The organism is Pseudundibacterium arcticum (assembly GCF_042646465.1).
Taxonomy (GTDB): Bacteria; Pseudomonadota; Gammaproteobacteria; order Burkholderiales; family Burkholderiaceae_D; genus Undibacterium_A; species Undibacterium_A arcticum.
This window is the reverse complement of sequence record NZ_JBHRTP010000019.1, coordinates 25,889-49,449: the sequence shown is the minus strand read 5'-3', so window position 1 is coordinate 49,449 and position 23,561 is coordinate 25,889. Positions and strand designations below refer to the sequence as shown.

Sequence of the window (23,561 nt, the reverse complement as noted above, 5' to 3'; positions counted from 1 at the left end):
AACAGACATCAGACCAACTGCGATAAAGATCGAATGGATTAACTATATTTGGCCGAGTGCTGTCGATGGCGGTCCCTATTACCAGACCTTGGGTGGACAGTCAGTATTCAGGTGCATGACATTAGCGCGCGCTCTCACTTTCCGAATCGCGTCTCCTGGACGGTGAGCAACTCAGCAATCTCGCGCAGGCCCATCTTCTCTGCTATCTCCCGCGGTGTTTCACAGTCGTCGATTCGTGTCCGCAGGCGCGGGTCCGCGCCGGCTTGCAGCAGGAGTTCCACCGCCCGCAGATTGCAACGGGCTGTGGCAAATCGCATATTCGAGGCACGCCCCGATCGTCAGCGGCATTGGGCCGTTCGGTACGCTGGCCGGATCATCGACAGCGGCCCGCAAGGCGGCTAGATCACCTGCGCGAAAGGCGGCATCGATCTGCTTGAACTTCTCGTATTCCGCACATCGCTCAGCGTCTGACTTCATCTTGTTGTCGATTGCTTTTTCGTCGATTATTCACGGTTTTGGCTGCAAGTCCACTGACAACTCCTGCATGCGGCGCTCCGCAGCAAGATCATAGGCTGTCTTGTCCGAGAAACCCGGACACCCCGTTCCGCGTAGTGAGAGATCGGCCCCGGCTTGCGCAAGAGCGCGGGCAACTTCCACCTGTCCGGCAATGACGGCGAGCATCAAAGCACTTAGCCCATACTTGGCAGTGATGTCCAGCTTGGCCCGATGAGCGATGAGTGTTTCGACGACTTCGCGATAGCCGGCATGGGCGGCCAGCATCAGGCCCGTCTGTCCATAGCAATTGCGGGCATTCACATCTGCACCTTGTCCTAGAAGTTCAAGGGTGATCGGAAGGTCACCGCGTTTTATCGCAGCTTCCCAAAGGGTGTTCACAATCAACGACTCCCGACCACAGCAATGCCTTTCAGTTCATCGGCACAGTGGCCAATACGCATCCCACGACCGCGGAAGAACTCACCTTGATATTAATGCGCTGTGCGCGGATTTCGCGGCAAAAAACTTAGCACTGCACAATCCCTTACCGGCGATCCGCCGCCTTCAGTCGCGCAATGCGCTCATCGTCGCTCGGATGGGAGCTGAAATACTCGAGCGGCGACACCGCTTTCTCCTTCCGCTTGCCTTTCGCCTTATCCGAACCTGGTGCGTGCTGCTGCTCATCCTGCTTGGACTGGTCCGCACGCCGTTCCGCCGTATGCATTTTTTCGAACAGATCGGCCATCGGCGCCAGCGGCAGCCGGTTGGCATGCATCATGTCGATCGCATATTGATCGGCCTCCCTCTCAAAATCCCGGGAATACTTTTGATCGAGCAAAAAGGTCGGCAGCGCCGCCAGTGCCGTCGATACGTCACCGAGCATGAAATGGATCGCAACGCCGACGCCGACGGTCTGGAACACGCGCCGTAGCGAGTGGCGCTGTTGCAGATGCCCCAGTTCATGCGCCAATACCGCCAGTACCGCCGGATCGTTACGCGCCAGCATCACCAACTGATCGGTCAGGATGATGGTGCCATTGGGGAGCGCGAAAGCATTCGGACCGATATTACTATGGCGAAATACCAGCTCGTATACCATTGCGCTGCCCTGCGACTGCGGCAGCTTCAATGCGGCAAAGCTTGCCTTCAAGCGGGCACGGTCGACCGGGTCCAGTTGGGTCGGCGACATGTATTGCGCATCGATCAGCTTCAGCTCTTCGTCGCCGATCTTTTTAGCGACCGAAGCCGGCGTGATGCGCGCCAGCTGCCCGGCAGCCCACGGCAAACCCCATTGATAGCTTGCCAGCAGCATGGCCAACAGGGCCAGCAGCGCGACCAGCGACAACGGCCAGTTATGCTGCCAGCGCACCACCCACGGATCGCGGTAACCATTTTTGGCCAGCAGTCGATCGAGCGCCGGATGCCACACCTGGATGAAGCCGTCGTCGGGAAAGCGCAGGATGCGTGGCGCCTGACTCAGGCGTTCCGAAATGGCCAGTTGCGACAGCTTCGCGCTGCGGCTGACACAGTCGCCTCGTATGGCCAGAATGCCTTTATGAATCAGCAGAACGACAGGATACTGCGTGGTACCCTGCCCGTCGAAATAGGTGGCGTGGATGAGGTCTGGGTTGCTCATAAGGCGATATCGAGGTCGAATAGATCGCCGGCTTCCTGTCCCATGGCGCTGGCGCTTGCGTGTGATTGATCGGACAAGAATTCTTCCAGGTCACCCTGTGGAATCAAGCTCATCTGTTCGACCCGGTACTTGATCAGGCGGATTGTCGCAAACGGCTTGTACAGGCCGAGTGTGAGGCTGATCAGCACCAGGTTCGACGCATGGATCCACAATAGGTGGCGCGCGCTGGCAGTGCTGCGGAACTGATGGTCGGCCAGTTCGGTCTGGTTCCAGATCAGGTTTTGCAGACGGCTCTCCAGATACGGCCGCACGAACAGGTAAAACACATAGGCACTGGCCAGCCCGAACAACAGGCCGAATAGCCAGCCGAATGATGTCGCCCGCAAGAATAGCTGCATCCTGGCGGTCATCGCGCCGAAGATGCCGGCCACGATGGCGCCGACCACGATAAAGCCGAGCGCCTTGGCATAAGTCTTGAAAAAGCTGCTGGCGCGCGCATGAAAGAAGAACGGCGATTGGCCGAAATACGCATGATCATGCTGGTAGCGCTTGAGCAGATAGTGCGCCAGCGGCACCGTGCCGCCCAGCACCAGCAGCGGCAGCAGCCCGCTCAACAGGATCACGCCGATGCTCGGCCGCTGCGCAAACGAGGTGACGACGCTCCACAGGAAGAACCCGGTCACCGCAAACACGATCGGAAACATGATCAGGGTCCGATAGGCTTCGCCCGCGGTACCGCGAAAATGAAAGCGCAGGCCGCGATAGCTCGAGTTGTACAGCTTGAAATGAAACGAACGCGCCAGCAACCACGGCAGCAGGCATAGCAGCACCAATCCGATCGTGGCCGCCGCAGCCAACGAAAACCCGAGCGCCGTCTTGTACGCCGCCAGCAGCGCCAACGCCAGGATCCGGCCTTTCAGGATTGCCTTGGGGTCGCCGTGATAATCGAAAATTGCGCCCGCCACGCTGGTATTGCGATAAAAATACTGCAATCGTCGCACCTTGGCCCAGGCCGAATAAACGCCGAGCGTCACGATCGACAGCAGCAGGTTCACCATCCAGATCCGGAAGTATTCGGCACCGCTGCCGGTGAATGTAAATCGCTGCGGCCCGAGAATTTTAGGTCCGGGCACCGCTTGCCGTGTTGGTACCGCTGCGCCATCGCTGTGTGCCGCGGTCGGTGTTGACGTTGGCGCCGGCGCTACGCCTGGCGGCCGCGTCACGTCGAAACCGACGAGTGCCATGTCGTTCATCCCTGCCCTGTCATTTTTTTTAGTTATTGAAGATTGCTTTTTTCTTAGCCCGCTGCGTCGATTTCTTAGATCCGACAGTTCCAAGGGTATCTCTGTTGGGACTTACGCAAAAAATGCGTCCTTTCGTAGGATGGGTGCAACCCATCATCCACATTCACAACGCGTGGCCGGATCCATCCCCTTTACATATAGTAGGGAGTATAGGAATAAACAGTGCTCTATCCGCATATAAACAAAGCACATTTAAAAATACTATAGCCAGTATCGAAAGATTGGCGAAACCCATCATTGACCGTCGAGGAAGAAAGATGGGTTCCACCCATCCTACTTTCTCGTTTGCGTAAGTCCCTGTCCATGAATCGGCGAGCGGGTCAAAGTCAAGGTCAAGCTCAAGGTCGAGTCGAGCAGAGGAATCGTACGAATTGTCGGTGAGCATCGGAGGCGCGAGATTGAGGAGTGTAGATTGATAGCGATACCTATCAGCCATGCTCGTAAATCCATTCCAGCAGCAAATCCTGCGCTTCCTGCCCACGAGCGGCGTTGGCATGATTGATCAGGTTCACCACCACGTAGCGCCGACCCGATGCCGCCAGCACATAACCGGCCAACGCCCGCACTTCACGCAACGTGCCGGTCTTGATGTGCGCGTAGCCTGCCACGCCCTGGTCCTTGAGTCGTCTGCGCATGGTACCGTCGTAACCGACCAGCGGCAGCGACGACATGAATTCCGGCATGGTCGGCCCGCGGAAAGCCGCCACCAGCATGCGGCCCATGGTGCCGGCCGCAATCCGCTCGGTACGCGACAGGCCGGATCCGTTCTCGATCACCAGATCCGGCGCATCGATATGCTTGTCGGCGAGCCAGGTCCTGATCACCTGCGCCGCGCGCTCGCTGGTGGCCGGCAATTGCGGCTGGCCGCTGGCCAGCGTCAGCAACAACTGGCGCGCCATCACATTATTGCTGTACTTGTTAATGTCGCGGATCACTTCAGGCAAGGTCGGCGACTGCCATTCGGTAATCAGGCTGGCGGCGGGCGGGGTAACGCCTTCCCTGACCTCACCGCTCAGGCTGCCGCCCAGATCACGCCACATCTGACGGAACACGGCATCGAAATATTGTGTATCGGTCATCGTGTACGGCAGCACATGCCAGCTCTGTTCCCCGCAGGACAGCGGAAAGACGCCGTCAAAACTGGCGCCGTCGCCCTGAATATTCGCGCGCAAGCGCCCCTGCCAGTCGTCGCATTCGCCATCGGTCAGAATCGGCGCAACCACCTTGTATCCTGCCAGCGGAGGGTCGAGCACCACGTTGACGTTGCCGTGCGCGAGGTCCGGTACAAAGCGCATACCAAATGATTTGTAATTAAGCAACAACGCGTCGGGACCGGCGTTGTAGGACTTCAACGGTTCGCCATCGAACTGTGCCGCATTGTGGGTGGCGACCGCAAACGCGCTGCGGTCGAGCAACAGATCGCCGCGAATATCGCGGATGCCGCGCGCCCGGATCTGGCGCAGAAACAGCCAGAAGTTCTCGATCACCAGTTTCGGATCGCCGCTGCCGCGGATGACCAGGTCACCCTGCAAGACCTCGCCGTCTTGCAGGCCATTGGCGTAGGCCTGGGTCTTCCAGGTAAAGGTCGGGCCCAGCAATTCCAGTGCGGCGTCGGTGGTAAGCAGCTTCATGGTCGAGGCCGGATTGAACGGCGTCGTCGTGTTAACCGCAACCACCGGGGCCACACTGCCCACTTCCTGCACAAAACTGCCCACCGCGCTGGGTGGGATGCCGGCGCGCTTGAACGCGGCCGCCACCACGCCGGGCAACTCCTGGGTCTGGGTCTGCGTCCGAGCAGCGGCGCCGGCCGGCCAGCCACAGAGCAAGATTTCAATCAGAAAAATACAAGCGGCGGCCTGAGATCTCGGGAATATTCGCATAACAATCGACAGTGAGTGAGCGCTGCATTATCCCACGCGAATATAAACGAACTGACAAGATTTGCACCGCAGTCTGGCTTCCGGGACCGCTCTTTTCAGCGCATGCCGGGACGGTGGCCAGAGCGTTTCTTGGCAACTACAGCGCCAAAGCAGACAGCGCGTTTGAACTTACTTCAACTCGTATTGAACATCGCACCTTGAAAATCCTTGTCTTCGTCCCTATAATTAGCACTCGTTAGGGGAGAGTGCTAATTCCTTCCCTGGCCTACCAGCTTTCCAGTGTGGCGTGTCCATTGCAGCCCGCACAGTGAAGATTGATTTGCAGCAAAGTTGCCGCAAGAAAACAATAACCCATTGAAATTAAAGGAGTTTTTATGAATCTTCGTCCTTTGCATGATCGCGTCATCGTAAAACGTCTCGACCAGGAAACCAAAACCGCTTCCGGCCTGATCATCCCTGAGGCTGCCGCTGAAAAGCCGGACCAGGGTGAAATCTTGGCGGTGGGCAACGGCAAGATTCTGGAGGACGGCAAGGTGCGTCCGCTGGCAGTGAAAGTCGGCGATCGCGTCCTGTTCGGCAAATATTCCGGCCAGACCGTCAAAGTCGGCGGCGACGAATTGCTGGTGATGCGCGAAGAAGACATCATGGCGATCGTTGAAAAATGACGCGGATGTCCAGGCGCCTGGCGCTTGGCAACAGCCACGTCGTCCCTGCCCTTCGGCAATCTCAGGATAAATTGGCCGACGGCCACGCAGGGATCCAGTGACTTTAAGCATTTAAGTTAAGCACTTTCCACGAATAATCTAGGAGTTACAAACATGGCAGCTAAAGAAGTTATTTTCGGCGACGCAGCGCGCGCCAAGATGGTTGAAGGCGTCAACATCCTCGCCAATGCAGTTAAAGTCACACTCGGCCCTAAAGGTCGCAATGTCGTTCTGGAGCGCTCGTACGGTGCGCCGACCGTCACCAAGGACGGTGTCTCGGTGGCCAAGGAAATCGAACTCAAAGACAAGCTGATGAACATGGGTGCGCAGATGGTCAAGGAAGTTGCTTCCAAGACCTCCGACAACGCCGGTGACGGCACCACCACCGCAACCGTGCTGGCCCAGGCAATCGTGCGCGAAGGCATGAAATTCGTTGCCGCCGGCATGAATCCTATGGATTTGAAGCGCGGTATCGACAAGGCAGTCACAGCGACTGTTGAAGAACTGGCAAAAATCTCCAAGCCTTGCACCACCACCAAAGAAATCGCGCAAGTTGGCGCTATTTCCGCTAACTCCGATTACTCGATCGGCGAGCGCATCGCTGAAGCGATGGAAAAAGTCGGCAAGGAAGGCGTCATCACCGTTGAAGACGGCAAATCCCTGAACGACGAACTCGACATCGTCGAAGGCATGCAATTCGACCGCGGCTACCTGTCGCCGTACTTCATCAACAATCCGGACAAGCAAGTCGCGCTGCTCGACAATCCGTACGTACTGCTGTGCGACAAAAAAATCTCCAACATCCGTGATCTGCTGCCGGTGCTGGAACAAGTCGCCAAGGCTGGCCGTCCGCTGCTGATCATCGCCGAAGACATCGAAGGCGAAGCGCTGGCAACCCTGGTAGTCAACAACATCCGTGGCATCCTGAAGACCTGCGCCGTCAAGGCACCGGGCTTCGGCGACCGTCGCAAGGCAATGCTGGAAGACATCGCGATCCTGACCGGCGGCCAGGTTGTGGCTGAAGAAGTCGGTCTGACCCTGGAAAAAATCACGCTGGAACAACTGGGCGAAGCCAAGCGCATCGAAGTCGGCAAGGAAAACACCATCGTCATCGACGGTGCCGGTGAGCATGCGGCGATCGAAGCGCGCGTCAAGCAAGTGCGCGTCCAGATCGAAGAAGCGACCTCCGACTACGATCGTGAAAAGCTGCAAGAGCGCGTTGCCAAACTGGCCGGCGGCGTTGCCGTCATCAAGGTTGGCGCTGCCACCGAAGTCGAAATGAAGGAAAAGAAAGCCCGCGTTGAAGATGCATTGCATGCAACCCGCGCTGCGGTTGAAGAAGGTATTGTTCCTGGCGGCGGCGTAGCCCTGCTGCGTGCACGTGCCAACATCAACATCAAGGGTGACAACCCTGACCAGGAAGCCGGCATCAAGATCGTACTGCGCGCGATGGAAGAGCCGCTGCGGATGATCGTCCAGAACGCCGGCGATGAGCCATCGGTCGTGGTCGCCAAAGTCCTGGAAGGCAAAGGTAACTTCGGTTACAACGCCGCCAACGGCACCTACGGCGACATGGTCGAAATGGGCGTTCTCGATCCAGCCAAAGTTACCCGTTCGGCACTGCAGAATGCAGCCTCGATCGCTTCGTTGATGCTGACCACCGATTGCATGGTGTGCGAGCAGACCGAAGACAAGCCATCTGCTGGCGGCATGGGCGGCGGCATGGGTGGTATGGGCGGCATGGGTGGTATGGACGGCATGATGTAATTCCGCAAGGAATTGCGTCGCAGCTTGTCTGCAACAGCAATGATGAAAAGCCCTGCGACGCAAGTCGCAGGGCTTTTTTCTTGGTCGGCGCCGATGGATTTTCCGCCTTGCGCCTTCCCGATTTTCAGGGGTGGACTGGTCCGGATCGATGCTTAGGTGCCGAGCCGGACGTTTTGATGTCTGATCACCAATTAAGCCTGCCAGACGCCGTAGCCAGCTTCGCGCAGACCGATCGCCAACTCCACTTCCATGTCACAGGCGCCGCCGTAGGGCATCGGGTTGTACATCTCGTACAGTGCGGGCAGCAGCCGCAGGCCATGCTCGAATACGTATTTGTTCGACTGAATCCCGGCCTTGTGCTTGTCGAAGCGCTGGTCTGGGCTGAGGCCCGTCATGCCGACGTAGACGCACGGCTTGCCGCTGACATAGTCCGGGTTGGCCTTCTTGAAGCGGGCCTCGTACAGCACGTCTTTCGATAATTCGACGACGTAGACGTTGTGGTGGTAGCGGCGGGCCATGGGTGCTTGGTGGGAGGAACAAATCTGCGCCGAACGCGCAGATTTTGCCGCGGCGGCGTACGAATGTAATAATTGTCGCCTATTGTCGTCCGGCGCAAGGCCATTGCCATGAAAAAAAAGACCTATTACTCATACATCATCCTGGACCAAGCCGTCAAAGAAAAGGTGCACGCCGTCATGATGTGCGCCAATAACCGCGAGCAGGCGGTCGGCTTTTTTCGCGCCACGCTGGGTCTGTACTACCTGTCGAAGATCATGGTCGAACAGGAGCTCGATTTCAAGAAGATCGACCAGGAGTTCAACGTTTTCATTTACCGCACCCTCGGCAAAGGGCATAGCATCACCAGCATCCTGCAGTACATGAGCAGCAAAAAGGTATTGTGGGTACTCGATGCGAAATCCTTCATCCCGACCTTTCTGAATTATTTCCCCGACATCCCGTTTCGCAATATTCCGCTGCTGCTGTCGATCAATCTGTCGGTCTCGAAGAAAATCTCCGGCATCGCGACCGCCGGACCGGTGCAGGACTGGACCCTGGAACAAACCAGGCGCATCGCGCAGGCCGAAAGCGGCGCAGCGCAGCAACCGGATGCGCCACCGGATCGAACCACCGACGACACATCGGCGCCGGCCTGATTGGCTCTTTGTCAATCGCTGCCACCACCATCACGCCCACAAGTCACGACTACAGAAATCAACCGATGCATACCTTCCTCTGGCACGATTATGAAACCTTCGGCATCAATCCGCGGCGCGACCGGCCGGCCCAGTTTGCGGCGATCCGCACCGATGCGGAACTGAACGAAATTGGCGAGCCGATCATGCTGTACTGCCAGCCGGCGCCGGATTTTTTGCCCGATCCGCAATCCTGCCTGATCACCGGCATCACGCCACAGCTGTGCCTGCAGCGCGGCGTGCCGGAGTATCAATTCGCCGCCACGATCGAGCAGGCGTTCGCGCAGCCGGGCACGATCGGGGTCGGCTACAACACGATCCGCTTCGACGATGAGGTGACGCGCTTCCTGTTCTGGCGCAACCTGATCGATCCCTATGCGCGCGAGTGGCAGAACCAGTGCGGACGCTGGGACATTCTCGACCTGGTACGCACCGCCTATGCGCTGCGCCCGGATGGCATCGTGTGGCCGACCAATGACGAAGGCCGCCCCAGCTTCCGGCTCGAACTGCTGACCGCCGCCAATGGCATCGGCCACGAGGCGGCGCACGATGCGCTGTCGGATGTGCGCGCGACGATTGCACTGGCGCGCCTGATCCGCGCGCGGCAACCCAAGCTGTTCGAATTCTGTCTGGCGCTGCACAAGAAAGATCGCGTCGCCGATGAGATCGGCCTGCACTTTGCGCCGGCAGCGCGACGGCCGTTTCTGCATGTATCGGGCATGTTCCCGGCCGAGCGTGGCTGCCTGGCGCTGATGTGGCCGCTGGCAGCGCATCCGACCAACAAGAACGAAGTGATCGCGTGGGATTGCGCATTCGACCCGAGCGAGTTGCTGGCACTCGATGTCGCGACATTGCGCGAGCGCATGTTCAGCAAGGCCGATGCGCTGCCGCAAGGCGTCACGCGGCTGCCGATCAAAACCATCCATTTGAATAAATCACCGGTGGTGATCAGCAACCTGAAAACCCTCGGCGCCGAGATGGCGCAGCGCTGGGGACTGGACCTCGCGCTTGGCTTGCAGCACGCGGCGACGGCCGCCGCGACACCGGCCCTGACAACCCGGATGGAGCCGCTCTGGCGCGAGGTATTCCAGCGTCCGGCCACCGCCACAGACATGGCATCACCGGACGTGGATGAGGATTTATACGGTGGCTTTGTCGGCAGCAACGATCGCCGCCTGTTGAATCAACTGCGTGGATTGACGCCCGAGAAACTGGCCGACGCCCGCGCCAGCTTCGACGATGCACGGCTGGAAGAGCTGCTGTTTCGCTACCGCGCGCGCAATTTCCCGCACAGCCTGTCGGAGCCCGACGCGCAGCGCTGGGAAGAGCTGCGCATCGCCCGTTTATTCGACGGCGAAGGCGGTGTCCGCAGCGTCGATATGTTGTTCGGCGAAATCGATCATTTGTCTGAAAACGCAGATCAGCGCGGCGAGGAAATCCTCGGTGCGCTGTACGACTATGTGGAGATGATTGCGCCGTCGCGCGACTAGCGCTGGCGGACGCAGCTCGGGCCTGCGTCCGCGAAAGCAGTCTTCAGAAGCGCGCCAGTCAAAACCGCGTATCGCGCGCCGCGCGCAGGAAGCGGTCCAGAATCGGCGTGCAGTCGAGCAGCTGATGGCCACCGGCGCGATGGAATTCAGGATGCCATTGCAAGCCCATCACGAACGGCGCCTTGCGGTAGCGCACCGCCTCGATGATATTGTCGGACGCCGACACCGCTTCCACCACGATGTCACGGCCCAGAGTCTTGACGGCCTGATGGTGGATCGAATTGACCAGTGGCGATGGCTGGTCGCCAAGCTGGCCGGCGAACAGGGTGCGCAATGACGATCCGGCCGGAAACTGGATCGCATGAAAATTACGGTCGTATTGCTCGCTGACATGCGCGATCGCGGCCGGCTCGTCGGTGGCGATGTCCTGGTACAGCGTGCCGCCGAAGCCGACGTTGATCAACTGGCAGCCGCGGCAGATGCCCAGCACCGGCTTGCCAGCCTCGACGAACTCGTGCAGCAGCTCCAGCTCATACATGTCGCGCGCGCTGTCGCCATTCCATTCCGGCCGCGTCGCCTGTTCCGAATACGATTGCGGCGAGACGTCGGCGCCGCCTTGCAGCACCAGTCCGTCCAGGTGGCGCGCATAATCGCGCAGCCGGATATTGCTCGGATGCAGCCGGCCCTTGGTATTGACTGTCGGAATCATCAGCACCAGGACGTCGCGCGACATCACCCATTGCGCGATCGATTCTTCCAGGTATTGCAGAGTCTTGCTGCGTAGCCCCCTGCCCTCCTGTTCCGGATGAAAGATACGCGCCGAGATGCCGATTTTCAGCGTGCGATGCGTGGCGCGCCGTATCGCCTGATCCGACAACGCCTTGATGCGGGCCGACACGATGCGCCAGGCATGCATCCATGGACCGTCGTTCAGGTCCTGATATTGGGGCGTTTCGGGGTTTGGTGGCGGCGCGCTCGGCTGCGGCGGAACCGCGGTTGGCTGTGGCGTCGCGCCCGGTGGGCTGGCCGCGGCGCCTGCAAGGGGGGCACCGTTGGTGGCCGAATTATTTGCGGGAATCTGGCCGCCGCTACTGTCAGGATTTTCTGGACTGGACATGGCTCTGGTCGCTTCGGCGAACATTGACGGAATCTCACGCTCCTGCCAATGTGTCAGCTGCACCGTATCAATTGAAGCTTCCTATTTTACGACGGTGCTGGTGGAGTATAGCCTGATTTACATTTGATTACATGCGCATATTGGCATATCGCCATTGCAGTATCTGCAACAATGGCTGCTGTACGGCACCGTGCACGCTGGTCCCGCGCCGGTTGCCGGTTCGGCGCACTGGTTCGACTTACTCGTCCTGCACCACGCTGGATCGGCTGCGCCTGCCGCCATCAGGCTCACGCCAAGCGCCATATCCGGCACCGATTGTTTCTGCCAAGATTCATCGGTTACGAATTGTTACTTGTTCTTTTATCTTGTCCCAAACCTGCAATACTGTAAGTAGGTTATAAGCGGCCTGGTCACGTTGTTTGGCCCTTGTGTTTAGGATTTGTTTGGACTGCTTTACAAGTATTTTTATTGCTATCGAGGTCTATCGTGAAATCGATGAAGTTGCTTAAAGTGCTGATGCTGGTACTGGCGCTGCTTGGTACTGCCGCCACCAGCACGGCGTGGGCCCAGCGTGGTCATGGCGGACATGGGGGCCATCGGGGCGGACACGGGGGCGCCCATGTCGGCCTGTTTATCGGCGCGCCGCTGTTATGGCCGTATTTCGGCGCGCCTTACTATCCCTATTCCTACCCCTACTATGGGTATGGCTATGGATATGGGTATGGGTACGGCGTGCCGGCCCAGCCGCAGGTCTACGTGGAACAGACACCAGAACAGTCGTCGGCCCAGAACTACTGGTATTTCTGCAACAGTCCTAAGGGTTACTACCCATATGTGAAACAGTGCCCACCGGGCTGGGTCCAAGTGACACCACAGGCGCCCGCCGGTAATTGAACTTGATTAAACCTGACCGAACCTGATTGAGCCCGACGAACCAGTTATTCAGCGAAAGCAAACACCATGTCCAAGACCTTCAAGCTTACCCCGATCCTGGCCGTATTGCTGCTCGGTGCGTGCACCACGATGCCGTCCGGACCGAGCGTGATGGCGCTGCCGGGCAGCGGCAAAAATTTTGACCAATTCCGCGGCGACGACATGATGTGTCGCCAGTACTCGCAGCAGCAGATGGGCGCTTCGCCAGAACAGGCGGCGGTCGATAGCGGCGTGCGCAGCGCCGCGGTGGGCACCGTGATCGGTGCGATTGCCGGTGCGGCGATCAACGGCGGCCGCGGTGCCGGCGTCGGCGCCGGCGCCGGTATGGCGCTGGGCGGCCTGTCAGGCGTTTCCGCGGGTAATGCATCGGCCTATAACGTGCAGCAACGCTACGATTTCGCCTACCAGCAGTGCATGTATGCGCAGGGACACAAGGTAGCGGTGTCCGGCCGCTTCATGTCGGATTCGCGGCAATCGGCGCAACCGCCGCGCGGCTCGGGTAATTACTATCCGCCGCCGCCCAATACGGCGCCGCCACCGGGCTATTGATCCGGGGTGGATACAGGAACAGGCCGCGCCGCGAGGTTTGCGGCCTTTTTGTTGTGGCGCGCGGTCCGTGCGGCGTTTGCTTGCCGATTTAATACCCGAATCAATACTACCTACCAGTATTTTTTAATCCGTAATAAAATCGGGGGCAAACGCACCATTTTTTCATATACTCCGTCAAATTGCTCATAATTCGAGACAGGCCGTGCACGCCATCCTGCTGACGCCCGATGGCTATCCTATGATGTAATTGTCGCCGGCCAGTGCTGCGGGCCGGCAGGTGTTTGATGCAGCCAAACCGGGTATCAGCCAACGAGGACGGACATGAATGTCAGAACAGAACGCGACAGTTTCGGCGACATCGAGGTGCCGGCCGACCAGTTGTGGGGGGCGCAAACGCAGCGCTCGCTGGAATTTTTCCGCATTTCAACCGAACGCATGCCGCCGGAACTGATCCTGGCGCTCGCGGCGCTCAAGCGCGCCTGTGCGCTGGTCAATATGGAATTGGGTCTGCTGCCATCGACCAAGGCCGGCGCAATCATGCAGGCCGCCGACGAGGTGCTGGCGCGCCGGCACGATGGCGAATTCCCGCTGTCGATCTGGCAGACCGGCTCTGGCACCCAGAGCAATATGAACATGAACGAGGTGCTGGCCAATCGCGCATCCGAACTGCTGGGCGGCGCGCGCGGCGCCGAACGGCTGGTGCATCCGAACGACGAGGTCAATCTGGGCCAATCGTCGAACGATATCTTTCCGAGCGCGATGTATCTGGCGGCCGCCACCAGCCTGACGCACGCGCTGCTGCCGGCACTGCGTCACCTGCGCGCGACGATGGAGCAAAAATCGACCGAGTTCGCGGACATCGTCAAGATCGGTCGCACCCATTTGCAGGACGCCACGCCGCTCACCTTGGGCCAGGAATTTTCCGGTTATGCGGCGCAATTGCTGTACGCCGAAACGATCATCGTCGCCGCGGTACCGGCGCTGTGCGAGCTGGCGGTCGGCGGCACCGCAGTGGGCACCGGCCTCAACACCCATCCGCAATTTGCCGACAAGGTCGCGGCCGAACTGGCCTGGCGCCACCATCTGCCGCTGAAAAGTGCGCCCAACAAGTTCGCCGCACTGGCCGCGCACGACGCACTGGTGGCGGCGCACGGCGCCTTGAAGACACTGGCCGCGGCGCTGATGAAGATCGCCAACGACGTGCGCTGGATGGCATCGGGGCCGCGCTCCGGCCTCGGTGAAATCAGCATCCCGGAAAACGAGCCGGGCAGCTCGATCATGCCGGGCAAGGTCAATCCGACCCAGTGCGAGGCGCTAACGATGCTGTGCTGCCAGGTGTTCGGCAACGATGTCGCGATCAATTTCGGCGGCGCCTCCGGCAACTTCGAGCTGAACGTGTTCAAGCCGCTGATGATTCACAATTTCCTGCAAAGCGCGCGGCTGTTGGCCGACGGCTGCGCCAGCTTCAATAGCCATTGCGCACAGGGCATCTTGCCGAACCGCGACCGCATCGCCGACCTGATGGCGCGCTCGCTGATGCTGGTCACCGCGCTGACGCCGCACATCGGCTACGACAAGGCGGCACAGATCGCGAAGAAGGCGCACCATGATGGCAGTACGCTCAAACAGGCGGCGCTGGCGCTCGGCTATGTTACCGAACAACAGTTTGAACTATGGATGCAGCCGCTGCAGATGACGCATCCCAAAGCGTAAACCGAGTGCAGCGTGGGCGACTTAATGGGTGCATCAATTCGGTTATCCTAGCGATTATCAAAAAACGCCACCAGGAGTGAATCGGCATGAAATTGGAAGAGGAAAGCGAGAACGTGGAAGACCGGCGCGGTGAAGGCGGCGGCGGCGGTGGATTTTCGTTCGGCGGCGGCCGCGGCATCGGCATTGGCACGATCGCAATCGCACTGCTGGCATCCTATTTTTTTGGCATCAACCCGATGACGGTGCTCAATATCCTGAGCGGCGGCGGGCAAGTGGTGGCACCGACACGGCAAACCCAGCAGGCGCAGGGTCCGGCACATGCGCCAACGGCCAACGACCCGATGAAACACCTGGTTGCACAGGTGCTGCGTGATACCGAAAAGACCTGGACCGACCTGTTCAAACAAAACGGCGCCATCTACGTCAAGCCGAAACTGGTGCTATTTACCGGCAGCACGCCGACCGCCTGCGGCACCGGCCAGACCGCGAGCGGGCCGTTCTACTGTCCGGGCGACCAGAAGGTCTACATCGACCTCGCCTTTTATCAACTGATGAAAGACCGATTCCATGCTTCCGGCGACTTCGCCCAGGCGTATGTGATCGCGCACGAAGTCGGCCATCACGTGCAGAACCTGCTCGGCATCATGGACAAGGTTGACCAGACCCGCCAGCACACGTCACAGGTACAGGGCAACGCGCTGTCGGTACGGCTGGAATTGCAGGCCGACTGCTTCGCCGGTGTCTGGGCCTTCCATGCCAATGAGGCGCGCAGCATTCTCGAAGCCGGCGACGTCGAAGAGGCCTTGAGTGCCGCCAGCGCGATCGGCGATGATGCATTGCAGCGCCAGGCGCGCGGCGCAGTGGTGCCCGATTCGTTCACGCACGGCACCTCGGCACAGCGCACGCGCTGGTTCAAACGCGGCATCGACAGCGGCAAGATCGGCGACTGCAATACGTTTGAGGCGCGACAGTTGTAGCGAGCACTGAGCGGCGTACCGGCCACGGCCGGGATCCTGACAACCAGCTGATCGACCGCAAGGCGGACCACAACATGATCCAGCTTGGTATCGGCGCACTGACCACCGCGCCGGTCGATATAGACGAAAACCTCTAATACCGATAGTGCCAAAGGCGCCATGTTTTTACATGGCGCTTTTTTTCGCGCCGGGAGTTCCGTTGCCCGATAATACTCCCGTGAGTAAGCGAGCAGCACTGACAACTATTGGACATACTTGTCATATACCCATCAAAGATATCGAAAAATCAGATTCTTGCGCAGCAAATCGCCCTGCCGACATGGGTAAAAAAACGTCGCGGTGAAAATCCGGCTGTTTTCTGTTTTGCATATATTTGTTGCAACAATTTACATTTCGGCTTATATACTTTCCTTGCGGCAAAAGTGAACAATGCCTGGTTTCCACCCTGCGTATCAATCCACTGATCTCCCAAAAAAACATGAAAATAACCACTTTTTCCAGGCTGGCCGCGATGCTGGCGGTGTTGGGTTTGAGCATTCCAGCTTTCGCAGAAGACGACGCAACCTTGTTCATGAGCCGTGCCAACGCACGTATCGCGAAGGCCATGCGTTTTCAAAACCGCTGGGACGGACCGACCACCGGCGTCAAGATCTCGCAGAAACGCAATGTCATCCTGATCGGCTCCGACCTGCATGACCCGAGCCAGAGCAGCATCGCCAGCGGCGTCAAGGAAGCGGCACAAACGGCCGGCTGGAACCTGATGACCATCGATTGCTGGGGCTCGACCAGCCGCCACGCCGAGGCGTTCAGCCGCGCGCTGGCACTGAATCCAGACGGCATCGTGGTGGCCGGTATCGATACCGCGGCCATCGGCAAGGAACTGGCCGCTGCCGCCAAGAAGAAGATTCCGGTGGTGGGCTGGCACGCATCGCCCAAGCCCGGCCCGGCCGCAGGACTGTTCGCCAACGTCAACACCGATCCGAAAGAAGCGGCGCAGATTGCGGCGCTGCTCGGCGTGGTCGAATCCAAGGGCAAAAGCGGGATAGTGATATTCACCGATTCCAGCAACGTCTATGCGATGGCGAAATCGAACGAGATCGTCAGCATCATCAAGCAATGCCAGACCTGCAGTCTGCTGGCGGTGGAAGATCTGCCACTGGCGGATGCGCCGAAAAAGATGCCGGACGTGCTGGCCGCGCTGGTCAAGCGTTTCGGCAAGAAATGGACACAAACCATCGCCAGCAGCGATCAGTATCTGGACCTGATGGCGACGCCTGCAGCGAGCGCAACCTTGGCCGGCAACAGCCCGCAGGCGATCTCGGCCGGCGACGGTTCGGAGTTGTCGTATCGGCGCATCCGCGACAAGAACCTGCAGATCGGCACTGTGCCTGAGCCATTCCAGATGCAGGGCTGGCAGTTGCTCGATGAACTGAACCGCGCAATTGCCGGCGAGAAGCCGAGCGGCTACGAGAACCAAAGCTATCTGGTGACTGCGAGCAATATCTCCTATCACGGCGGCGCCAAAAACAACTTTGATCCGGATAACGGCTACCGCGCCGAGTACAAGAAAATCTGGATGAAATAACGCGCAACATGAGTCTTGGCCGCCGGTGTACCATGGCGGCCGGCAAACGGGCCGACCGGATCATGGATCCGGCCGGCCCTTGTTTTTTGTGAGGACAGCATGGTAACCAAAACGACGCGACAGCAGCATCCAAAGGCACGGCCATTGCAGCAACTGCGCTTTCAACTGGACGGCGAATTTGTTGAACTGAATCAATTACTGAAACTGGCCGGACTGTGCGACAGCGGCGGCGCCGGCAAAATGCTGGTGGCCGGCGGCGGCGTCACCGTCGACGGCAAGCAGGAGTTGCGCAAGACCTGCAAGATCCGCGCGGGTCAGGTGGTCGGCATCGGCGACGTGCGGATCAGCGTGCACACCTGAGCGCGCTCGACCACTCCACCTGTCGATTCGATCTACATCAGACGTGGACGATTTGCTCCGGTAAAGCTTGCGGTGCCACAAGTTACGCGCGCCACACCTGTCTATATTGACAGTTATGCAAGCAACCTGTCGGAGTCAGTGATGGATGCCAACCAGCCAGGACAGCAAGGAGAACGACGCCGGTCGCCGATGCCTGAGCGCGAGATGCTGTTCAATGAATTGCGACGCGCGATCGGCCGTGCCGAAAGCCTGCTGCAAGCGACGTGCCAGCGCGGCGACCCGTCCTGCGCCGACGCCCGGGAAAGGCTGGAAGCGATCCTGCGCGCGGCGCGCATGCAACTGGCGCGCTATGACGATGGCAAGATGGACCATTCCGGCACGAGCGCGAGCGGCGAGGCCAAAATATTCAACTGCTTTAACGCCGGCACCGACAACTAGGAACGGCTTGCACCTTCAGTCGGTGCTGATGTGCGCTTGCCGCCCGTGGTGTCCGCACACCCGAGGCCGGGCGCGATGCGCTCGCATCCCCGCAAAAGAAGAAACCCTGAGCCACGGTTGGACGGCGGGTCAGGGTTTCGAGGTGCGCTTGCTCGCGCTCGTTGCGGGTGGACCGCTTATTTCATTGGTGCGCCTTCTGCCTTCTTGGGGTGCACCGTCTTGTGCGCTTTTTTCTTGCTGTATTTCTTGTGCATGCTCTTGTCAGCCATCGGCGCGGCCGCTGGTGCGCTGACAGCAGCCGGCACCGACGGCGGCACGATCGGCACTGGCGCTGGAGCTGGTGCCGATGGCGGCACGATCGGCGCCGATGCCGGCGTTTGTGCGAAAGCCGACCCCACGGCAAAGGCAGCGGCGGCGCAGGCGGCGATCAGTTTTTTCATTCCATGTCCTTTTTTTTTGGCGGTCCGTAGTGTCCACGTATCGTCATAACGCATGCGACCGGCACGGTGTTGACACGATATGCGCGCAAAACGCGATTTGATCAGCCATGATGTGCTGCAAGTTTGCCGGATGAACTCCGCACGCTGCCCCGTCACTAACGGAAAAAAACCCAGCTCACCAGCAAGAAGCAGGGCATCAGGCAGGCCAGCGACCATCCCATGTAGGCGAAGAACCCCGGCATCCGGACGCCCTGATGCACTGCGACCGCGCGCACCATGAAATTCGGCGCATTACCGATGTAGGTCAAGGCACCCATGAACACCGCGCCGGCCGAGATCGCTTCCAGCAACTTTGCGCCGGCGCCCATCAGATGCGCCGGATCACCACCGGCCATGTTGAAAAACACCAGGTAGGTCGGCGCGTTGTCGAGGAAGGCCGACAGCAGGCCGGCGCACCAGAAATACAGCGCCGGGACCGGTTGCCCCCGGCTGTCCGTGACCAGCCGCACGACATCGCCCAAGGCGCCCTGGTCGCCTGCGCGCAGGATCGCGATCACCGGGAAGATCGTCAGAAAGATGCAGGCAAACAGCTTGGCCACTTCCTGCATCGGAAACCAGTTGAACTCGTTGTCGCGCCGCACCGGCGCCGGTGTCAGCGCCAGCGAAGCGAGCGCCAGCAGCATCAGCAACCCGTCCCGCAACAGGTTCTGCCATTCGAGCGGGGTGCCGAGCAGCGACAGCGACCGGCCGGGATTCCACAATCCCGACATCAGGACCGCCGCCACCGACGCCGCCAGCAGCAGAAAATTGATCTTGCCGTCGATCCGGACCTTGCCGTCCAGCGCGTAACCGGATGGCTCGGTCGGCGTCTCACGGCGCATGAAGTAGGTATCGACCGCAAAGAACAACGCAAACAGCAGCGCGCTGACCATCAAGGTCGGCAGCAGCAGGTATTGCGTGGTCCAGAAGAAGTGCACGCCCTGCAGGAAGCCGAGAAACAGCGGTGGGTCGCCGAGCGGCGTCAGCGCGCCGCCGACGTTAGCGACCAGGAAGATGAAAAACACCACCACATGAGTCTGATAGCGCCGCGTCGCGTTGGCCCGGATCACCGGCCGTATCATCAGCATCGCCGCGCCGGTCGTCCCCATCACGCTGGCCAGCGCGGTGCCGATACCGAGCAGCGCCAGATTGGTGCGCGGCGACGCGCGCAAATCGGCGGCGACATGGATACCGCCGGCAATGGTGTACAACGCAAACAGCAACACCATGAACGGCAGATATTCGAGCAGCAGCGCATGCGCGATCTGATGGGTGGTTTCAGTCAGGCCGAAACGCAGCGCAAACGGCAGCAGCAGCCCCAGCGCCCACAGTCCGGCGATCTTGCCGAAATGATGATGCCAGAAGTCCGGCGCGATCAACGGCACCGCAGCGATCGACAGCAGCACGCCGGCAAATGGCAGGCCCCACCACAGTGTCAGTTGCTGAGGGTCGAGACCGGCAGCGCAGGCCGGCGTGCAGCACAACCACAGCAGGCCGGGCGAGGACAGGGACAACAGACGGCGTGCAAGCGATTTCACGTACGGCTCCAGCGTGATAACGGCGCACCAAGGCCGGACAATTGCATGGAAATGGTTGCTGGCTAAGGCTTCTCGCCCCTTCCCCTTTGCAGGGGGAAGGTTGGGATGGGGGTAGGACGGTCGATTGACAACGTACATCATTCTTCGACCGCACTACCCCCACTTGCAGTGCGCATATCCGCTTGCAGGCGGATACCGCTACGCAGGCAGGAGGCATGCCTCCTGCATTCCCTGCTCCGCCCCTACTCCTCCCCCTGCAAGCATGTCCTGAGCTTGTCGAAGGAGGGGAGGGAACTCAACCAGGCCGCACCAATGTTCGTGCGGATCCTCATGCGCTTGCCCTGGCACACCAGTGCGCCATCGATTATTTTGGTTAGATAGGGAGTATAACGAAAAATTGGGCGATTCCCCTTGGATTCATTGGGCATCTATAAATACATGACCCAGTATGAATTTACCGCCAACACTTATTCAGGATGCGAACGATCGACGCCTGCGGTCGAAATCGAAGTCCAGGCTGAGGCGAAGTTTGGCACTGCCCCCCAAGCCCGCCGACGACACCGCCGTCAGCGAGCCGCTACAGCCGCCGCCCCGACCGGAACAACTCCGCTATCTGGTCCGCCGGCTGCGGCCGGCTGAAGTAATAGCCCTGCATCTGGTCGCACTCCTGCTGGCGCAGGAAATCAAGTTGCTCGATGGTCTCGACGCCCTCCGCGATCACCTTCAGCTTCATGCTGTGCGCCAGCACGATGACCGCTTTCGCGATCGCGGCATCGTCGGTGTCGGTAGTCAGGTCGTGCACGAAGGACTTGTCGATCTTCAGCGAATCGATCGGGAAACGCTTCAGATAACTCAGGCTGGAGTAACCGGTACCGAAGTCGTCGATCGACAGATGGATCCCCATATCGCTCAGCTTGTGTAGCGTCTGCGCTGCCAGCTCCGGATTCTCCATCACGATGCTCTCGGTAATTTCCAGCGCCAGGAAGCTGGCCGGGTAATCGGTGTCCTGCAGCACCTGCGTCACCATCTTGGCGATATCGTGCTGCTTGAACTGGCGCGCCGACAGGTTGACGCCCATCCGCACCGGCGGCAAGCCAGCCGCCTGCCAAGCCCGGTTCTGGGCGCAGGCGGTGCGCAGCACCCATTCGCCGATCGGCACGATCAGGCCGGTTTCCTCGGCGATGGAAATGAATTCGTCGGGCGGCAGCATGGCCTTGCCCGGTGGCATCCAGCGCAGCAAGGCCTCCATGCCGACGATATGACCGGACCGGATATCGATCTGCGGCTGATAATGCAGCACGAATTCCTCGCGCTCCAGCGCGCGCCGCAGTTTGCCTTCGAGCTTGAGCCGATCGAGTGCGCGCGCATTCATTTCGTGCGCATAGAACTGAAAATTATTGCGGCCGGCGGCCTTGGCGCGGTACATCGCGGTGTCGGCGTTCTTGAGCAGGGTCGCGCCGTCGTGGCCATCTTTCGGATACTGGCTGATGCCGACGCTGGCGCTCGGATAAAATTCGTGACCTTGCAGCATCAGCGGTTGCGACACCAGTTCCAGTACGCGCTGCGCCAGCATGGTGACGTCCTCTTCGTCGGCGTCAGACAGCAGCAGCACGAACTCGTCGCCGCCCAGCCGCGCCAGGGTGTCGCCGTCGAGCGCCTGGGCCGCCAGTCGGCGTCCGATTTCGATGATGATCAGGTCGCCGCTTTCATGGCCCAGGCTGTCGTTGATGTTCTTGAAGCGGTCGAGATCGATCACCAGCACTGCCATCGCACGCTGCATCCGGTTGGCATAGCCGATCGCCTGCGACAGCCGGTCCTGCAGCAGCGAGCGGTTCGGCAAGCCGGTCAGCGAATCATGGTTGGCCAGGTGCTGCAGCTCCAGCTCGACCCGCTTGCGGCGCGAGATGTCCTCGATCACGGTGCTGAAATATTTCGGATTGCCGTCTTCGTCGCGCACCAGCGAGTTGGTCAAATTAACCCAGATGTAATGGCCATCCTTGTGCAGGTATCGTTTCTCGCGCGATTTTTCGTGAATCTCGCGCGCCCGCATGCGCCGTGCCAATTCGAAGTCAATCGGCAGGTCTTCCGGATGAGTCAGCTCCTGAAACCGCATAGTCAGCAGTTCTGTCTGCGAATAGCCGACGATCTCGCACATCTTCTGGTTCGCCATCAGCCAGCGCCCATCCGGCGCGACGTGGGCCAGGCCAACGGCAGCCTGGCTGAAGGCGACGCGAAAGCGCTCTTCGCTTTCGCGCAGGGCGACCTCGGCCTGCAGCCGCGCGCTGATGTCGCGTACCACGGCAACCACGATCTGTCGCCCTTCCGACAGCATCGCGCGCAGATAAACTTCAACCGGCAGACGCGTGCCGTCCTTGCGCTGGTGCACGGTCTTGATCATGCCAGTCTTGCTGGCCGAACGGATCACTTCGTCGAAGCGCTTGATGATCTGGTCCAGCTCCCCGGCGTCAGGCTTCAGGTCCTGCGGCCCGAGTTGCAACAGTTCGCGATGGCTGTAACCGAGCGTCGTGCTCGCGGTTTCGTTGGCATCGATGAAACGCATCTGCTCGCGGTCGATCAGGTAGATCGCGTCGATCGAACTGTCGAGCGCGACGCGGAAGCGACGCTGCTGCTCGTGCGAATAGACGTGGGAGACGTGGGGGTCGGCGTCCGCGTCCGGCTCCGGTGTCACCGGATCGGCCTGCCACGCGAGTTCATCACCCCTGTTGTCCATACAGTCGTCTCGTCGTTATTATCGTTATCACCTCGGCAGCTCAATGGCCGCCAAGTGTGCCCGGTAGTGTCCACGGCAATGCCGTCGCACGGTGAAGGGAATTTTAGCCGTCTATTGTAATAGGATATCGACCCGACGCTATAGCTATTGCGCGTGCCGCCGAAAGGTATTTCGTCACAAAAAAGGTACAGCGAAATCCGGCCGAATGGCCTCCCGCTGATAGGGATTCCAGCGCCCGTGCCCGCTAATGGCGCCGCGACCAGCGTCATCACGGCCATCCATTGCAGTGCGCAACGACGCAACGCGGAGCGGGCTGCCCGACGCGCGCCAAGTCAAGCCTTGGTGTTGATGTTCTGGCCGAGATGGGGCGGCAGATTGTTCGGCAGGCTGGTCGGCGGCGGCAGTGCGGCGACCAGCGCGGCGGCGCTGCTGGCGTCGATATCGATCGCTTTCTTCAGCACCGCAAGATCGACCTCGCGTTTGGTGCCGGTGTCGGCAATGCTGGTTGCCAAATTGCTAATGCCGGAAATATCCATGATCGACTCCATGCAGACGTAATTTCAATTAACTTGTTTACGTCATGCCGGCAAATTTCTTGAGCCGCGCTCGCTGTAATTGGCGACGCCTGGAATTTATACGGAGTATGCATCTATTTGCTTTATATTTACTGCG

21 protein-coding genes are annotated in these 23,561 nt (G+C 59.8%); 11 read left to right on the top strand and 10 right to left on the bottom strand.

The window, feature by feature from the left end:
• Positions 1-507: 507 nt before the first annotated feature.
• The 4 genes from ACFOFO_RS07460 to dacB form a co-directional block, all read right to left on the bottom strand.
• The gene (locus ACFOFO_RS07460; RefSeq protein WP_390327900.1) at positions 508-894 is read right to left on the bottom strand and encodes an ankyrin repeat domain-containing protein; all 387 of its coding nucleotides are present in this window, start codon (positions 892-894) and stop codon (positions 508-510) included.
• A gap of 145 nt (positions 895-1,039) precedes the next feature.
• Positions 1,040-2,131, bottom strand: a complete 1,092-nt coding sequence (locus ACFOFO_RS07455; protein WP_390322723.1) for a M48 family metallopeptidase — start codon at positions 2,129-2,131, stop codon at positions 1,040-1,042.
• Entirely contained in the window at positions 2,128-3,375 is a 1,248-nt protein-coding gene (locus tag ACFOFO_RS07450; RefSeq protein WP_390331278.1) for a YjgN family protein, read from the bottom strand. Before ACFOFO_RS07450 ends, ACFOFO_RS07455 begins: the two co-directional genes overlap by 4 nt.
• 488 nt (positions 3,376-3,863) lie before the next feature.
• A complete protein-coding gene (gene dacB / locus ACFOFO_RS07445) occupies positions 3,864-5,261 on the bottom strand; it encodes a D-alanyl-D-alanine carboxypeptidase/D-alanyl-D-alanine endopeptidase (protein WP_390322722.1) in 1,398 nt (465 codons plus the stop codon).
• Positions 5,262-5,689: 428 nt separating this feature from the next.
• Here dacB and ACFOFO_RS07440 point away from each other — a divergent pair, with 428 nt between their 5' ends.
• Complete coding sequence (locus tag ACFOFO_RS07440; protein WP_390331277.1) at positions 5,690-5,980, top strand: co-chaperone GroES; 291 nt, start codon at positions 5,690-5,692, stop codon at positions 5,978-5,980.
• A gap of 153 nt (positions 5,981-6,133) precedes the next feature.
• Positions 6,134-7,786: a chaperonin GroEL gene (gene groL / locus ACFOFO_RS07435; protein ID WP_390331275.1), complete on the top strand. Its 1,653-nt coding sequence runs from the start codon at positions 6,134-6,136 to the stop codon at positions 7,784-7,786.
• A 191-nt stretch (positions 7,787-7,977) separates the two neighbouring features.
• Here groL and ACFOFO_RS07430 read toward each other — a convergent pair whose 3' ends face one another.
• Positions 7,978-8,304 (bottom strand): hypothetical protein, encoded by a 327-nt coding sequence (locus tag ACFOFO_RS07430; RefSeq protein WP_390322721.1) that lies wholly within the window; start codon positions 8,302-8,304, stop codon positions 7,978-7,980.
• 108 nt (positions 8,305-8,412) lie between these two features.
• Between ACFOFO_RS07430 and ACFOFO_RS07425 the strand changes: the two genes are divergently transcribed.
• Entirely contained in the window at positions 8,413-8,940 is a 528-nt protein-coding gene (locus ACFOFO_RS07425) for a hypothetical protein (protein ID WP_390331273.1), read from the top strand.
• A gap of 65 nt (positions 8,941-9,005) precedes the next feature.
• Positions 9,006-10,469, top strand: a complete 1,464-nt coding sequence (gene sbcB / locus ACFOFO_RS07420) for an exodeoxyribonuclease I (protein ID WP_390322719.1) — start codon at positions 9,006-9,008, stop codon at positions 10,467-10,469.
• Positions 10,470-10,527: 58 nt separating this feature from the next.
• On the opposite strand, the gene ACFOFO_RS07415 is transcribed toward sbcB, so the two are convergent.
• Complete coding sequence (locus ACFOFO_RS07415; RefSeq protein ID WP_390322718.1) at positions 10,528-11,586, bottom strand: gamma-glutamyl-gamma-aminobutyrate hydrolase family protein; 1,059 nt, start codon at positions 11,584-11,586, stop codon at positions 10,528-10,530.
• A gap of 495 nt (positions 11,587-12,081) precedes the next feature.
• Between ACFOFO_RS07415 and ACFOFO_RS07410 the strand changes: the two genes are divergently transcribed.
• The 7 genes from ACFOFO_RS07410 to ACFOFO_RS07380 all read left to right on the top strand — a co-directional run bounded on the left by ACFOFO_RS07410 (position 12,082) and on the right by ACFOFO_RS07380 (position 18,141).
• The gene (locus tag ACFOFO_RS07410; protein WP_390331272.1) at positions 12,082-12,480 is read left to right on the top strand and encodes a hypothetical protein; all 399 of its coding nucleotides are present in this window, start codon (positions 12,082-12,084) and stop codon (positions 12,478-12,480) included.
• Positions 12,481-12,546: 66 nt separating this feature from the next.
• Positions 12,547-13,068: a hypothetical protein gene (locus ACFOFO_RS07405; protein WP_390322716.1), complete on the top strand. Its 522-nt coding sequence runs from the start codon at positions 12,547-12,549 to the stop codon at positions 13,066-13,068.
• A 321-nt stretch (positions 13,069-13,389) separates the two neighbouring features.
• Positions 13,390-14,781, top strand: coding sequence for a class II fumarate hydratase (fumC, locus tag ACFOFO_RS07400; RefSeq protein ID WP_390322715.1), 1,392 nt, complete (start codon positions 13,390-13,392; stop codon positions 14,779-14,781).
• Between the two features lie 86 nt (positions 14,782-14,867).
• The gene (gene ypfJ / locus ACFOFO_RS07395) at positions 14,868-15,758 is read left to right on the top strand and encodes a KPN_02809 family neutral zinc metallopeptidase (RefSeq protein WP_390322714.1); all 891 of its coding nucleotides are present in this window, start codon (positions 14,868-14,870) and stop codon (positions 15,756-15,758) included.
• 478 nt (positions 15,759-16,236) lie between these two features.
• Positions 16,237-17,343 carry a substrate-binding domain-containing protein gene (locus tag ACFOFO_RS07390; protein ID WP_390331270.1) on the top strand — a complete coding sequence of 369 codons (1,107 nt, stop codon included), beginning with the start codon at positions 16,237-16,239 and terminating at the stop codon, positions 17,341-17,343.
• 144 nt (positions 17,344-17,487) lie between these two features.
• Positions 17,488-17,703, top strand: coding sequence for an RNA-binding S4 domain-containing protein (locus ACFOFO_RS07385; RefSeq protein WP_390327898.1), 216 nt, complete (start codon positions 17,488-17,490; stop codon positions 17,701-17,703).
• Positions 17,704-17,844: 141 nt separating this feature from the next.
• The gene (locus ACFOFO_RS07380; RefSeq protein WP_390322712.1) at positions 17,845-18,141 is read left to right on the top strand and encodes a hypothetical protein; all 297 of its coding nucleotides are present in this window, start codon (positions 17,845-17,847) and stop codon (positions 18,139-18,141) included.
• A 176-nt stretch (positions 18,142-18,317) separates the two neighbouring features.
• Here ACFOFO_RS07380 and ACFOFO_RS07375 read toward each other — a convergent pair whose 3' ends face one another.
• The 4 genes from ACFOFO_RS07375 to ACFOFO_RS07360 form a co-directional block, all read right to left on the bottom strand.
• A complete protein-coding gene (locus ACFOFO_RS07375) occupies positions 18,318-18,581 on the bottom strand; it encodes a hypothetical protein (RefSeq protein WP_390322711.1) in 264 nt (87 codons plus the stop codon).
• A 155-nt stretch (positions 18,582-18,736) separates the two neighbouring features.
• Positions 18,737-20,128, bottom strand: coding sequence for a sodium:proton antiporter (locus ACFOFO_RS07370; RefSeq protein WP_390327895.1), 1,392 nt, complete (start codon positions 20,126-20,128; stop codon positions 18,737-18,739).
• 607 nt (positions 20,129-20,735) lie between these two features.
• Entirely contained in the window at positions 20,736-22,889 is a 2,154-nt protein-coding gene (locus ACFOFO_RS07365; protein WP_390322710.1) for a putative bifunctional diguanylate cyclase/phosphodiesterase, read from the bottom strand.
• Positions 22,890-23,221: 332 nt separating this feature from the next.
• Positions 23,222-23,425: a YjfB family protein gene (locus tag ACFOFO_RS07360; RefSeq protein WP_390322709.1), complete on the bottom strand. Its 204-nt coding sequence runs from the start codon at positions 23,423-23,425 to the stop codon at positions 23,222-23,224.
• Between the last annotated feature and the right edge of the window lie 136 nt (positions 23,426-23,561).